This window comes from Pontibacter litorisediminis (assembly GCF_029360645.1).
Lineage (GTDB): Bacteria > Bacteroidota > Bacteroidia > Cytophagales > Hymenobacteraceae > Pontibacter > Pontibacter litorisediminis.
Genome location: NZ_JARDUA010000003.1, coordinates 327,423 through 341,716, shown reverse-complemented (window position 1 = coordinate 341,716; position 14,294 = coordinate 327,423). Strand labels below are relative to the sequence as shown.

Genomic DNA, 14,294 nt, shown 5'->3' with positions numbered 1-14,294 from the left:
CCGAATCGTGCAGCCCTATAACACTTGTTGAATTAGTATTCCAGTTGAAGTTTAAGAATTAGTGTGCCAACTTTAGCCGTATGAAAGCACGCTATATACTCCTGTGCCTGGTTTGGGCACTTGCAAGCCCTGCCCTGCTGCAGACCACTACCTTCGCGCAAAGCAACGAGCGTATTAAAGACCACAACACCAATGGCTGGTACATGTACTTCGGCGACCACAAGTTTGCCGAAAAATGGGGCGTGCATGCCGAACTGCAGCTGCGCCGGCACAACACCTTCCAGGACCCGCAGCAACTGCTTGTGCGCACGGGCATAAACTATGACCTGGCCCCCAACGCCATGTTCACACTGGGCTACGGCTACATCGAGACCCACCCTTACGGCGATTACCCGGTGGCCGACAAATTTCCAGAACAGCGCATTTACCAGCAGCTACAGCTTAAGGGCAACCTGGCTCGCCTGGGCCTGGGGCACCGTTACCGCCTGGAGCAGCGCTGGGTAAAACAGCCGGGCGCCTCCGCCTATACCTACCTAAACCGCGCCCGCTATATGCTAAAGGCCACCATGCCCTTGGCAGGCACTACCTTGGAGCCAAAGGAATTCTTTTTGGCAGCTTACGATGAAGTGTTTGTTGGTTTCGGCAAGAACGTAAGGCAGAACATCTTTGATCAGAATAGGGCCTACGCCGCGCTGGGGTATAAATTCAGCACCACTGCTTCGCTGGAGCTAGGTTATCTGAACCAACTCGTGCAGAAAGCCAACGGGCAGGTTTTTGAGCACAACCACACCCTACAGGTCAGCTTCTTCCACACCTTAGACTTTACAGGCAAGGAGTAAGCACAGGAAAGGCGAAAGGCCGCAGGAGCTATTTTAAACGCTCCTGCGGCCTCTTTTTAACTTTAAAATAAGTTGTGAGTTTTCAGGCTGCCATCTCCTCCTGTAGCTCAAAGCGCCCTCTGAACCGCAGGACCTGTTCCATCTGCTCATCGGAGAGCCCGAACTTAAAATGGTCGTGCCTTAGCTCCTCCCAGGAGGAAAATATCTTCCAGGTCTCGGCCTGCTTGTATGCCTCCGCTTCCCGTGCTGATAAGGGTCGCGCAAAGAACGCCTCCAGCTCAACGTCCTCCTCCCGCATGGGCACATTCACTGTTTCAGACCTGCTGTTAAGCACTTGGATGACCTCTGCGCTCCGCTCTTTGCTGCCAGGCAGGTAGAAGTAGCGCACTGAGGCATTTCGGGCATAAGGGTGTAACGGCATCATGGCAACCTTTTTTTATGCGCTTATAGGTTTTGCCCGGGCGAACGAGTGGCCATCGCCCCCGATGAAGCGAAACCTACACAGGCGTAAAACAAATTGTATAAGTATAATTCAATAAGCGCGGTTCATGCCTGGTGCAGAACCGCACTATAGCTGGCTTAACTTCTTATACTTTAGCAAGGATACAGATGTTGTGCCGCAGCCGCATTTGCCCTGAACAATACAAAACTTTATGCCTTTTCTTTTGTTAACCGGTGTGCGCAAGCAGGTACAGGATTCGCCTTCTACAGCCTGTATCTTTTGTGGCGAGGATTTGTTAACTTTGCACCGTATTAAACATTTAACCCGATTAACTATGGCAATGTACCCTGAATATATGGTTGCCCCTATCCGTGAGGACCTTACCTCTGCCGGCTTTGAGCAACTGATGACCCCAGAGGAAGTAGAGCAGGCGGTAAAATCTGAAGGCACTGTGCTGCTGGCCGTAAACTCTGTATGTGGCTGTGCCGCATCCAAGGCTCGCCCCGCTGTGAAGATGGCCGTGGCTGCCTCTGAGAAAAAGCCTGCGAAACTGGTGACGGTTTTTGCCGGCATGGAGCAGGAAGCCACCGCTAAGGCACGTGAGTTCATGCTGCCCTACCCTCCGTCTTCGCCTTCTATTGCCTTGTTCAAAGATGGCGAGCTGGTGCACATGATCGAGCGCTACCACATTGAGGGCAACGACCTGAACCGTGTGGTGGAGAACCTGCAAGGCGCGTTTGAAGCCTATTGCTAAGCTCAGGATAGTATAAAAAGAGAGGGGCGGCAGATAGTTATCTGCCGCCCCTCTCTTTTTATACTATTTATGCTTTGTTATACGCTCAGCTTACCCAGGTCAAACCCGATGTCGCGGCGGTAGTAGCGGTCTTGCCAGGTGATGGCCTCTGCGGCGGTATTGGCCTTTGCCAGCGCCTCTTCCATGGTATCGCCCAGGGCGGTAACAGCAAACACGCGGCCGCCGCTGTTCAGCAGCTTGCCGTTCACCTTCGAGGTGCCGGCATGGAACACCAACACATCCTCAGGCACGCTCTCCAGGCCTGTAATTTCCTTTCCCTTCTCATACCCTTCCGGGTAGCCGCCGGAGGCAAGTATAACCGTGGTGGCCGTGCGCGGGTCTATCTCCAGCTTGTACGCCCCCAGTGTGTGGTCGTGCAGCGCCTTGAACATCATAAACAGGTCTGACTTGATGCGCGGCAGTATGGCCTCCGTCTCCGGGTCCCCGAGGCGCACGTTGTACTCAATCACATATGGGTCGCCGTTCACGTTCATCAGGCCAATGAACAGGAAGCCGGAGTAATCCAGCTGTTCTGCCTGCATGCCGCGCAGCGTCGGCTCAATCACGCGCTCCTTCACCTTCTGCATAAAGGCCTCGTCGGCAAACGCAACCGGGGAGATGGCCCCCATACCGCCCGTGTTCAGGCCCGTGTCGCCCTCACCGATGCGCTTGTAGTCCTTCGCCTCCGGCAGCAGCACGTACTCCTTGCCGTCAGTCAGGATAAACACCGATACCTCTATCCCCTGCAGGTACTCCTCTATCACCACCTTGCTGCTGGCGTTGCCGAAGCGCTTGTTGCGCAGCATGGCCTCCAGCGCGTCAAAGCCTTCCTCATAGTCCTGGGCAATGATCACGCCCTTGCCGGCCGCCAGGCCATCGGCCTTGATCACGGTCGGGAAGCTCTGCTGCTTCAGGTAATCCACTGCCTCTTTGAAAGTGGCCTCGGTAAAGGTCTGGTAACGCGCCGTAGGGATGCTATACTTCTGCAGGAAGGACTTACAATAGTCCTTGCTGCCCTCCAGCATGGCACCGGCCTTCTTGGGCCCGATCACCAGGATATGCTTCAGGTAATCCGACTGCGCAAAGTAATCGTGGATGCCCTCCACCAGTGAGTTCTCCGGACCTACCACCACCATCATGATGTTGAAGTCGGCAGCGAATTTGCCCAACTCCTCAAAGTCGTGGATATCTACGGCAGCCGTGGTATGAAACTCTGCGGTGCCGGCGTTGCCCGGCGCCACAAACACCTGGTCGCAGAACTCGCTCTGGCTAAGTTTCCAGGCGATGGCATGCTCACGGGCACCAGACCCTATCACAAGTACGTTCATAATTAGGTTTCTTATTGTTGATTGCTGTACTCTCCTGCGAAGTTAAAGATTTATACTTGTCTGCGCAGCACTTTAGTTCTTTATACTTCTGACTTACACTTCAGAGGCTGGTAAAAGAAAAAGCGGCCGATCAAACACGGCCGCTTTCATATTCTATACTTGCCTCAAATCAGTTGGCATACTCCGACAGGAACTTGATGCGCATCAGGCGCAGGTCCTCTTCCGTGTAATCATCGGTGCCAAGCTCTTTCAGGGCCACCGCAATGTTATCTGTGCTGGCGTTCATGAAGTAATCGTAGATCTCCTCCTGGCGCTCCTGATCCAGAATATTATTGATGTAGTAGTTCAGGTTCAGCTTGGTGCCGGAGTAGCAGATGTGCTCGATCTCCTCGATCAGTTCCGGCATGGTCAGGTCTTTGGAAGAGGCGATCTCCTCCAGGTCCACCTTTTTGTCTATCTGCTGGATGATGTAGATCTTGATCTTGGACTTGTTCACCGTCGTCTTCACCACCACGTCGGCGGCCGTCACGATGTCGTTCTCCTCCACATACTTGCTGATCATGTCCAGGAACGGCTTGCCGAACTTCTGCACCTTGCCCATGCCCACACCGGCAATGTGCGCCAGCTCGTCGCGGGTGGTCGGGTACACCGTGGCCATCTCCTTCAGCGACGGGTCCTGGAACAGTACGTAAGGCGGCAGGCCTTTGTCCTTGGCCAGCTTCTTACGCAGGTTCTTCAGCATGTCGAACAGCACCTCGTCGTGGCCGGCCGAGGCTTGCGCCTCCTCCTTCTCCTCGTCCTCCTTCACTTCCTGGTCGTAGTTATGGTCCTTGGTCAGCTGGATTGCCTGCGGCGCCTTAATGAAGTCCTCCCCTCTCTGCGTGAGCTTGATTACACCGAAGCTGTCAATATCCTTCTCCAGGTACTCAGACAGCAGGATCTGGCGCAGTACAGAGCTCCAGAACTGCGCGTCCTGCTCCTTGCCAGCCCCAAACACCTCCAGTTTGTCGTGGTCGTAGCTGGTCACGTACTGGTTGCGCAGGCCCGTAAGCACGTGCGTGATGTGGTCGATGCCGAAGCGCTCGCCTGTTTGCTGCACCGCCTTCAGCGCCAGCAACACCTCTTCCTGCGCCTCAAAACGCTCTTTCGGGTGCAGGCAGTTATCGCAGAAGCCGCAGTCCTTCTCAAAGGTCTCACCAAAGTAGTGCAGCAGCTGCTTACGGCGGCACACCGCCGAGTCGGCGTAGGCGGCCATTTCCTGCAGCAGCAGCTTGGAGTTGTCGCGCTCTGTTACGGGCTTGTCTTTATTGAACTTCTCCAGCTTCACGATGTCGTCATAGCTGTAGAACATGATGCAATTTCCTTCCAGGCCGTCGCGCCCCGCACGTCCGGTCTCCTGGTAATACCCCTCGATCGATTTTGGTGTATCGTAATGGATCACGAAGCGCACATCCGGCTTATCGATACCCATACCGAAGGCAATCGTGGCCACAATCACGTCCGCCTCCTCGTTCAGGAAGGCGTCCTGGTTGGCCATGCGGATGCTGGCGTCGAGGCCGGCATGGTAGGGCAGCGCCTTGATATCGTTTACGCGCAGCAGCTCGGCAATCTCCTCCACTTTCTTGCGGCTCAGGCAGTACACGATGCCGCTCTTGCCCTTGTGCTTCTTCACGTACTGGATCAGCTGCTTCTTGGTGTTATGCTTCGGGCGCACCTCATAGTAGAGGTTGGTGCGGTTAAACGAAGACTTAAACACCGAGGCCTCGTCCATCTGCAGGTTGCGCTGGATGTCGAGCTGTACCTTTGGCGTGGCCGTGGCCGTGAGCGCGATGATCGGCAGGTTGCCGATCTGGTCGATGATGCCCCGGATGCGGCGGTACTCCGGACGGAAATCATGGCCCCACTCTGAGATACAGTGGGCTTCGTCTATGGCAACAAAAGAGATATTGGAGGCGCGCAGAAACTCCACGGTCTCCTCTTTGGTCAGCGACTCCGGCGCCACGTACAGCAACTTCACTTCCCCGGCCAGCGTCTCCTTCTTCACCTTGTTTGTTTCCGATTTGGAAAGCGTGGAGTTCAGGAAGTGAGCGTTCACTCCGAAGGCATTCAGCTGGTCTACCTGGTTTTTCATCAGGGCGATGAGCGGCGAGATAACGATGGCTGTGCCCGGTAAAGAAAGAGCAGGAAGTTGGTAACACAACGACTTGCCCGCGCCTGTAGGCATAATCACAAAGGTGTTCTTGCCGTTGATAATATTGTTTATTATCAGCTCCTGGTTTCCCCTAAATTGATTATACCCAAAAACTTCTTTTAATTTGTTCTTGAGATTTACCTCTTGTTGAATAGACATGAAATCTTGCAAAAATTTAATCTTGTTGCAACGCACTCCAAAAGAGTGCCCTAACACAAATTTAACTTGAATCTCCTTAATAATATAGCTCTTACCGCAAAAAAAGTATTAACTGCCGAGGCCGAGGCAATCGCCAGACTGGCAGATTTTATCGACGAAGGTTTTGAAGAGTGCGTCAAAGCCATTCTGCAGATCCGGGGCCGGGTAGTGGTGACGGGAATTGGCAAGAGCGCCAACATCGCCCAGAAGATCGTGGCCACCCTTAACTCCACCGGCACGCCTGCCCTGTTTATGCATGCCGCCGACGCCATACACGGCGACCTGGGCATGATCCAGCCGGAGGACTTTGTGATCTGCATCTCCAAGAGCGGCAATACGCCTGAGATCAAGGTACTTGTACCATTGCTCAAGCGGAAAGGTTCTAAGCTGGCAGCCCTTGTTAGCAGCACCGACTCTTACCTGGCCCAAAGCGCCGACTTTATACTTAACGCCAACGTGGAGCGCGAGGCCTGCCCGCACAACCTGGCCCCTACCACCAGCACCACGGCGGCACTGGCCCTGGGCGATGCCCTGGCCGTTAGCCTGCTGGAGGCGCGCGGCTTCAGCAGCTCCGATTTCGCCACGCTGCACCCCGGCGGCTCACTGGGCAAGCGCCTTTACCTGAAGGTAGAAGATATTTATACCCAAAATGAGTCGCCCCGCGTAAAGGAGAACGCAACACTCCGGGAGATTATTATTGAGATTTCGTCTAAGCGCCTGGGAGCCACGGCAGTAGTCCGAAACGGCTCTGAGGAGTTGGTTGGCATCATTACCGACGGTGACCTGCGCCGCATGCTGAACAAGTATGAAAAGGTGGAAGGCATCACCGCCGTTGACATCATGACGCCTTCGCCGCTTACCATAGAACCGGAGAGCTATGCCGCTGAGGCCATGGCCATCATGCAGGCGAAAAGCATAACGCAACTCATTGTCACAAAATCAGGTAAATTCGAGGGCTTTATTCACCTCCACGATTTACTCAAAGAAGGACTCGTATAAACATGGACAACAACACCTACGTGGTGATCATGGCCGGTGGCATCGGAAGCCGCTTCTGGCCTTACAGCCGCACCAATTACCCGAAGCAGTTTCACGACGTGCTCGGCATCGGCCAAAGTATGCTGCAAACCACAGCCCAGCGCTTTGCCGACATCTGCCCACCCGAAAACATCTTTGTAGTTACCAACAAGGACTATGAGGCACTTGTAAAGAAGCAGCTCCCGGAGCTGTCTGACAACCAGGTCCTGCTCGAGCCGGTGGGGCGCAACACGGCCCCCTGCATTGCCTACGCCTCTTATAAGATCGCGCAGCTGAACCCAAAGGCCAACCTGGTGGTAACGCCTGCCGACCACGTGGTGCTGAAGCAGGATGTATTTACCGAGGTAGTGAAAGACGCCCTGCAGGCCGCTGCCCAGGATGACGTGCTGATTACCCTGGGTATTACCCCAAGCCGCCCCGATACGGGTTTTGGTTATATCCAGTACATCGATGACGAAAGCTCCAAGATAAAGAAGGTGAAGACCTTTACCGAAAAGCCTAACCTGGAGCTGGCGCAGATGTTCCTGGAGAGCGGCGACTTCGTGTGGAACTCGGGCATCTTTATCTGGAACGTGCAAAGCATCTTAAGGGCTTTCCACCAGTACCTTCCGGAGGTTTCGGAGGTGTTTGAGGAAGGAGTGACAACCTATAACTCCCCTGAGGAGCAGAACTTTATCACACGTGCTTATTCGCAGTGCCGCAACATCTCGATAGACTACGGCATTATGGAGAAGGTAGACAACGTGTATGTGCTGCTGGCCGACATCGGCTGGTCTGACCTGGGCACCTGGAACTCGCTTTACACGATAAACGAGAAAGACGAGAGCGGCAACGTGATCGACGGAGACGTGATGCTCTACGACACCAAAGACTGCATCGTGAAGACGCCTAAGAACCGCCTGGTGGTGCTGCAGGGGCTGGAGGACTTTATCGTGGCGGAGTACGATAACGTGCTGATGATCTGCCGCAAGGACGAGGAGCAGAAGGTGAAAGAGTTTGTGGCCGACGCCAAGTCCAAGAAGGGCCCGGAGTATATTTAACACCGGCCTCATAAAGTATAAAAAGGCTATGAGCCGGAGACGATCCGCTTCATAGCCTTTTTTATTTTGCACTTACTGGTGCAAGTCTCCAGCACTTGCCCCTGCCAATACCGCCGGGTCTGCGAGCCGGGGACTCCACACTATCTTATGCCACGATTTTCGGGAATCGCGCCAGCTCAAAAGTATAGATTTATACTTTGCGGCACGTGCCTATAATGGCTCCAGCTTGTTGAGGCTGGAGTAGCCGCTGTCTTTCAGGCGCTGGCGCATGGCCTCGTAAAGTATAATGCCTGTCGCCACCGACACGTTCAGCGAACCGATCTGCCCCATGAGCGGGATGCGCAGCTTCACATCGGCGCGCTTCAGGTACTCCGGCGAGATGCCGTCCTCCTCGCTGCCCATGAGTATGGCCGTCGGGCCCACCATGTCCACGCTATAATCGGTAAGCTGGTGCTCGGTTTTCTCGGTGCAGGCCACCACCTGAAACCCGTAGTCCTTCAGGTAGTCGATCGTATTTTTCAGGTTCGGCTCGCGGCACACGGGCACCAGGTTAAGGGCCCCGGCCGAGGTTTTCATGGCATCGGCGTTTATCTGCGCTCCGCCACGGCTAGGAATCACAATGGCATCCACCCCCATACACTCGGCATTCCGGGCGATAGAGCCAAAGTTACGCACGTCGGTCACGCGGTCTAGTATAAGCAGCAGCGGGTTGCGCCCCTGCTCAAATAGCGCCGTAACAATCTCAGGCAACGGTTGGTAAGAAATCGGCGATATCATGGCCACGGCGCCCTGGTGGTTCTTACGCGTCAGCCTGTCCAGTTTCTCTGCGGGCACGGTTACCACCGGCACCTCACGTCCTTTCGCCAGCTTCACGATCTCATCGGTGGTGGGGTTGCGGGCACCGCGCAGCAGGAATATCTTCTCCAGCTCCTTTCCGGCCATCAGCGCCTCCAGTATGGGACGCGAGCCGAAAATCATCTCGGTTTTATCTTCTTTGGGTGTTCTGGGGCCTCCGTAGCGGTTGCCTACAAATTTGTCTTTCCTGCTCTCCATTTTGCAACTGAGCTGTACCAGCTGTCCTCGTACTCACGGCGCCGTATCAGCTCATAATAATTTTCAGTAAAGTTATTTTCTTTTTTGGTAAAAACGAACTTGATGTAAGGCGAGGTGTCGGACTCGCGGTAGATCCAGGTGATGTTCGGCCCTACCTGGCTGATGCTGCTCGGCCTTCCGTAGATGATGTAGATCATGCCCCGGTCGGTGGCCCATCCCGCCTTGTGTGCTGTGTACAGCTTATTGGCCATCTCCACGCGTTTGTAGTAGGTACGGATCAGCTCACGGGCCCGGCTCTCATTGCCGCCCACCTCCAGCCAGAACGCATCCACAGCGGCCTTAGGATCCGCAGCTTTAAAGAGCGCGTCCCGCTCCTGCGAGGTGGTGAGGTAGATCAGCGGCGGGACCAGCTCCTCGGCTCTGGTCACAAAAGGGTATTTGCCCGGCAGCACCAAAATGCCCCTTGCGAATACTGACTCCGGGTTAAACAAGTATAGCCCCTCCTGTTGGAAGGTTAATGTATCAGAAGCCGTAAGCGTATCCGTGCTTGCCACAGACAATGTACGGGACACTGCCGGCTTGCTCAGGCTCATGGGTGGCGCCGCAGGCATGAAGTCCAGCTCGAACCGGTTGACAGGCATAAACGTGTTGCCGGCATCGAATGATTTGACCAGCAGCTTATCTGATGTCGTGATATAGTTTTGGTAGAGTGGCTTGCCGGTGCTGGTGGTGAGCAGGTAGCCTTTCTGCATCATGGCGCTGGCCAGCGGGACTTTGAACTCCACGCCCATCCGCTCCTGCCCCGACAGCACCTGCCATACTTTCAGGTGCAACACGTTCGGCTCCTGCACCGCACGCCCCGGTAGCGCTAACGCCACGTGCAGCTGTCCCTCCACATCGGTTATCTTCCTGTCAGGCAGGTTCACGGAGTCCGCCACGATCACGGCGTCCCGCTCTCCTGCGCCGGCCCTTACGGCGTACTCGTAGGAGGAAGCCGCCTGTAGTATATCCAGTACCTGGCGCGCATCCTCGAACTTCAGCAGCAGGTGCAGGCTATCGTTGCTCGCATAGTAGGCGTGTTGCATTATAATCTCAGGCATCACCTGCGGGCTTGCCTGGGCAGGAGCCGGGCTGCTGTAACTGCTGTAGCTGCTTCTGCCCCCGCAACTACACAAGAGGCATAGCATAAACAAACACAAGTATCTCATCTTAAAGCAAGTATAAGTAGGATATTTTAAAAAGCGAAACCCGGACTGCCACTGGGCAACCCGGGTTTTTGTACTGCTAATTTCCTTATTTTGTTTAGCGGCGCATGCGCTGCAGGTATTGCCTGAACTGTTGCTCCAGCTGGGCTGCCCTCTCGTCGAGGCCCAGTTGCTGCGCCGTGCCCACCAGTTGCTGCAGAATGATCATGTTCACCTGTATCTCCTGGTCGAAGAGCGAGCCTTTGGCAAAATAATAGTCCAGCGACTTCTGCGACCCTTGCGCCATGTGTTCGAGCAGCTCGGTGGCTTTCTCTGTCTCACCCAGGGCAGCGTAGATTGGGATGAACTGCGGCGTGTAGTAATCGTAAGGCACGCTCTCCAGCGGCATCACCTCAAAGCAGCGATCTACCAGTTCTTTGGCACGCGCCTCGTTTCCGTCCTCCAGGTAAGCGGCAGCCAGCGTGGCAAACTTGTCTCTGGCGTTGGCCGAGAAGCGGTAGTAGTTCTCGTCGTAGAAGATGTCCTCCCGGTCAAAATTGCGGAAAGAGAACTCCTTCATGTTCTCATACATCACCTCCTTGTTCACGTTTCCGGCCTCGTCCTCGCCGGCCCTCACAGGCACCACGCGGTATGCCAAGCCCTCCAGCTGGAAGTAGTCAGAAAGACCGATGAAGTCGGCGCTGTTCACGGTGGTAGAGAAGTAGATCGGGCGCTCCCAGTTATTGGTGGCCAGCAGGTCCAGCATCACCAGGTGCTTTTTCTCCAGCAGCGATTTGGTGATCGTCCACTGCATGCGGTCCACGATCTGATCCTCCCGGTCGGCCGCCACGATGTTCATCTTGTCGATCTTCTCCTTATCGATGTTCAGGAAGAAGTTGCGCGTCGGCATGGTCAGGAGCGTGCCGCTCGTGTACTGCGCCTGCAGGGCTGGGTGGTTTTGCTTGATCAGGCTGATGTACTGCTTCAGGTCGATACCGGCGGCTACCTGCGGGCGCTCCATGTATGGCAGGAAGTCGTTGGTGCCCTGACGGTAACTTTCCATACCCAGGGTCAGCGGCCACGGGTCCGATTTGTAGGACTGGTCCATCATCTGGTCGATGTACCAGTCGGTGTTGAGGTAGCTGAGCACGGCCACGCGCACGTCGGTGCGGTAGCCCTCCACCTCCTGCACATACCACAGCGGGAACGTGTCGTTGTCGCCGTTGGTAAAGAGTATGGCATTCGGGGCGCAGGAGTCGAGCAGGTTCTTAGCCGAGTCTACCGAGTGGTAGCGGTCGGAGCGGTCGTGGTCGTCCCATCCCTCGGCAGCCATGATGCCCGGCACCAGCAAGCCGACAACTGTGGCCACAGCGGCACGGCTCGTAGAGTTCTTCAGCGCCCTGCCCAGCAGGTCTGCCAGGCCCAGCACACCCAATCCTATCCAGATGCTGAAGGCATAGAAGGATCCGGCAAAAGTATAGTCCCGCTCACGCGGCTCGGTTGGCGGCTGGTTCAGGTACAGGGCAATGGCCATGCCCGTAAAGAAGAACAGCAACCCAATGATGAAGGCATCTTTCTCATCTTTCCGCACGTGGTAAATCAGGCCAAGTATGCCTATCAGCAGCGGCAGCAGGTAAAAGCAGTTGCGGGCCTCACTCTCCAGCACGCGCTCCGGCGCATTCGGGTCGTTCTTGCCGAACCACAGCACCCCGGCGTTCTGCACATCGCTTTCGCGCCCCACAAAGTTCCACAGGAAGTAGCGCCAGTACATAAAGCCCAGCTGGTAGTTCACCAGGAAGCTCATGTTTTGGCCGAATGTCGGCGTCTGACCCTCTTGCAGGTCCACCCACTTCTTATAGGCATCGATATGCTGCGGCTGATCGCTGTAGATACGCGGCAGCAGCACCTTATCCTTCGAGTCGTAAACCGGCTCTACCTTTCTGCCGGCCACGATGTAGCGGTCTTTGCCTTTCACGTAACGCGGCGCGCCCTCTTCCTGGCCTACAGGCTGGGCATTGTACTGCGGCCCGTACAGCAGCGGACGGTCACCGTACTGCTCCCGCTTCAGGTAAGAAACGAAGGTTAGGATATCGTCCGGGTCGTTCTCATCGATGGTCGGCTCATAGGAAGAGCGGATCGGGATCATCATGTAAGAGGAGTAGCCGACCAGCACAAAGGCCAGGCTCAGCAGCGCCGTGTTGAGCACACGGTTGTTTTGCTTGATGGAATAGCGGATGCCAAACACCAGCGCGCCCACGAACAGCACCAGGAAGAAGATGATCCCCGTCCCGAAGGGCAGCCTGAAGTCATTTACAAACAGCACCTCGAACCAGCCTGCCACCGACGGAAGGCCAGGGATAACCCCCCAAAGGATGGCCACCACCACCAGGGCGCTGATGGCAAAAGCCGCCACACCGCCCCAGAAATTCGGCCTGTACAGGCGGAAATAGTAAATAAAGGCGAGTGCCGGGATGGTTACCAGGTTCAGCAAGTGAGCGCCGATGGAGAGGCCCACCAGGTACGCAATAAGTATAAGCCATTTATCGGAGTGCGCCTCGCCCACCTTGGCCTCCCAGCGCAGCATGGCCCAGAAAACAATGGCTGTGAAAAACGATGACATGGCATACACCTCTGCCTCCACCGCCGAGAACCAGGCGGAGTCGGAGAAAGTATATGCGAGCGCACCCACGGCGCCGCTTCCCATGATCAGCAGGATGTTTCCTTTGGTAGGCGCAGCGCCTTCCTTCACGAGCACCTTACGGGCAAGTATAGTGATGGTCCAGAACAGGAACAGCACTGTAAAGGAGCTGGCCAGTGCCGAGAGCAGGTTCACCCACCAGGCCACCTGCGTGACATCGGAGGCAAACATAGAGAACAGCCGGCCCATCAGGAGGTAGAACGGAGCCCCCGGAGGGTGCGGCACCAGCAACTTATATGAACAGGCTATAAACTCACCGGCATCCCAGTAACTGGCAGTAGGCTCCAGTGTTAGCACATAAGCGGCTGTCGCGATCAGGAACACGACCCAGCCCACGAGGTTATTTATCTTCCGATAATCCGTCATAGCTTTAGTTGATTCAGCCCCGAAAATAATAAATTAAACAAAGCGGCTGGCTACTTTTAAAAGTTTGTAATGAAAAAGCCGGCACAATGGCCGGCTTTGTATAATATGCGCTGCTTGCTGAGCCTTCTACTTCTGAAGCACCAGGCGCTTTGTCTCTACCGTCTTGCCGTTCACCAGCAGGCTATAGAAGTACACGCCCGACGGCAGGCTTGTCAGGTCCAGATCAACCCTGGCCCTATCGGCCGGGGCAACTTCCTGCACCGCCAGTACCTTACCGATGGTGTTGGAAATGCGGATCTTATAGTTGTCGTTACCCGGCAGGTTAAGCGCCAGCCGCGTAAAGCCGCGTGATGGGTTCGGGTAAGCATTGATAGACGGCAGCGACGACTTCAGGTCATTGCCCGGGGCAAAGGCAGCCAGCGTAACATTCGCGTACATGCTCTTCGTCTGCTTCTTCTCCACCACGTGGAACACCTGGCTTACCGCCGAGGCATAGATTTTTGAACAGGTATGGTCCTCCTTCGCTACAAAAGCCGGCCGGGCATTGTTAGCCGACACTGACACTTGTGCCGCTTTTTCAGGCATCAGCTTCCATAGTGTGTTTCCACCTTTATATGTTGGGGTCACCCCGGCCACGCTCACCAGGTGGGCGCTAACAAGGGCAGTCACTAATATCAATCTTGTAAAAATTCTCATATATTAAAGCGTCTTGATGTTATAGTATTGGCCACTACACTTTCGACTTTGCAAACCAAAGATAGTCGAAAATGCCATACCTGTAAATTAAATTTTCAAAATATTTGTGAATGAGGCCAATACACTCTGGCCTCCTCCCTCCTTCACTTTCTCCTTCACTTTCTCTATCAAAAACTATTCCTGTTTATCATCCCGTGGCCACTAGTTGGATGCTTTCCGCTGCCAAAACGTGGAGCGTGTTGCCAAGACAAGCCCCAACAATAGCATTATTCACTAAAACAGGAATCTAAAAGAGCACACTCTGCCCACGTAAACCTCGTAGCTAAATCCAAATCAACACAATACACCACCAGGGTTCAGCAGCTTCAACAAATCGCTACAGCAAGCCAAAACAGAATATTAAAGAACTTCCGCTCCGGCATCAGTGC

Annotated in this window: 11 protein-coding genes; 4 read left to right on the top strand and 7 right to left on the bottom strand. The window is 54.9% G+C overall.

Annotated elements, in window-relative coordinates:
- Nucleotides 1-80 precede the first annotated feature (80 nt).
- Nucleotides 81-839: a DUF2490 domain-containing protein gene (locus tag PXG97_RS11450; RefSeq protein WP_276497883.1), complete on the top strand. Its 759-nt coding sequence runs from the start codon at nt 81-83 to the stop codon at nt 837-839.
- A gap of 82 nt (nt 840-921) precedes the next feature.
- Here the strand turns inward: PXG97_RS11450 and PXG97_RS11445 are convergent, their stop codons facing one another.
- On the bottom strand, nt 922-1,263 hold the full coding sequence (locus PXG97_RS11445) for a hypothetical protein (RefSeq protein WP_276497882.1): 342 nt from the start codon (nt 1,261-1,263) through the stop codon (nt 922-924).
- A 358-nt stretch (nt 1,264-1,621) separates the two neighbouring features.
- On the opposite strand from PXG97_RS11445, the gene PXG97_RS11440 reads away from it, so the two are divergent.
- Nucleotides 1,622-2,035 (top strand): BrxA/BrxB family bacilliredoxin, encoded by a 414-nt coding sequence (locus tag PXG97_RS11440; protein ID WP_276498266.1) that lies wholly within the window; start codon nt 1,622-1,624, stop codon nt 2,033-2,035.
- A gap of 77 nt (nt 2,036-2,112) precedes the next feature.
- Here PXG97_RS11440 and purD read toward each other — a convergent pair whose 3' ends face one another.
- Together purD and recQ are read right to left on the bottom strand one after the other, a co-directional pair.
- Complete coding sequence (gene purD / locus PXG97_RS11435; protein ID WP_276497881.1) at nt 2,113-3,402, bottom strand: phosphoribosylamine--glycine ligase; 1,290 nt, start codon at nt 3,400-3,402, stop codon at nt 2,113-2,115.
- A 169-nt stretch (nt 3,403-3,571) separates the two neighbouring features.
- Nucleotides 3,572-5,752, bottom strand: a complete 2,181-nt coding sequence (recQ, locus tag PXG97_RS11430; RefSeq protein ID WP_276497880.1) for a DNA helicase RecQ — start codon at nt 5,750-5,752, stop codon at nt 3,572-3,574.
- Between the two features lie 66 nt (nt 5,753-5,818).
- Here recQ and PXG97_RS11425 point away from each other — a divergent pair, with 66 nt between their 5' ends.
- Nucleotides 5,819-6,790, top strand: coding sequence for a KpsF/GutQ family sugar-phosphate isomerase (locus PXG97_RS11425; protein WP_276497879.1), 972 nt, complete (start codon nt 5,819-5,821; stop codon nt 6,788-6,790).
- A 2-nt stretch (nt 6,791-6,792) separates the two neighbouring features.
- Nucleotides 6,793-7,869 carry a mannose-1-phosphate guanylyltransferase gene (locus PXG97_RS11420; RefSeq protein WP_276497878.1) on the top strand — a complete coding sequence of 359 codons (1,077 nt, stop codon included), beginning with the start codon at nt 6,793-6,795 and terminating at the stop codon, nt 7,867-7,869.
- A 210-nt stretch (nt 7,870-8,079) separates the two neighbouring features.
- On the opposite strand, the gene rlmB is transcribed toward PXG97_RS11420, so the two are convergent.
- The 4 genes from rlmB to PXG97_RS11400 form a co-directional block, all read right to left on the bottom strand.
- On the bottom strand, nt 8,080-8,922 hold the full coding sequence (rlmB, locus tag PXG97_RS11415; RefSeq protein ID WP_276497877.1) for a 23S rRNA (guanosine(2251)-2'-O)-methyltransferase RlmB: 843 nt from the start codon (nt 8,920-8,922) through the stop codon (nt 8,080-8,082).
- Nucleotides 8,895-10,022 carry a GWxTD domain-containing protein gene (locus tag PXG97_RS11410; RefSeq protein WP_276497876.1) on the bottom strand — a complete coding sequence of 376 codons (1,128 nt, stop codon included), beginning with the start codon at nt 10,020-10,022 and terminating at the stop codon, nt 8,895-8,897. Before PXG97_RS11410 ends, rlmB begins: the two co-directional genes overlap by 28 nt.
- Nucleotides 10,023-10,224: 202 nt before the next feature.
- Complete coding sequence (locus PXG97_RS11405; RefSeq protein ID WP_276497875.1) at nt 10,225-13,170, bottom strand: protein O-mannosyl-transferase family; 2,946 nt, start codon at nt 13,168-13,170, stop codon at nt 10,225-10,227.
- Between the two features lie 126 nt (nt 13,171-13,296).
- Entirely contained in the window at nt 13,297-13,839 is a 543-nt protein-coding gene (locus PXG97_RS11400; protein WP_276498264.1) for a T9SS type A sorting domain-containing protein, read from the bottom strand.
- Nucleotides 13,840-14,294: the final 455 nt, after the last annotated feature.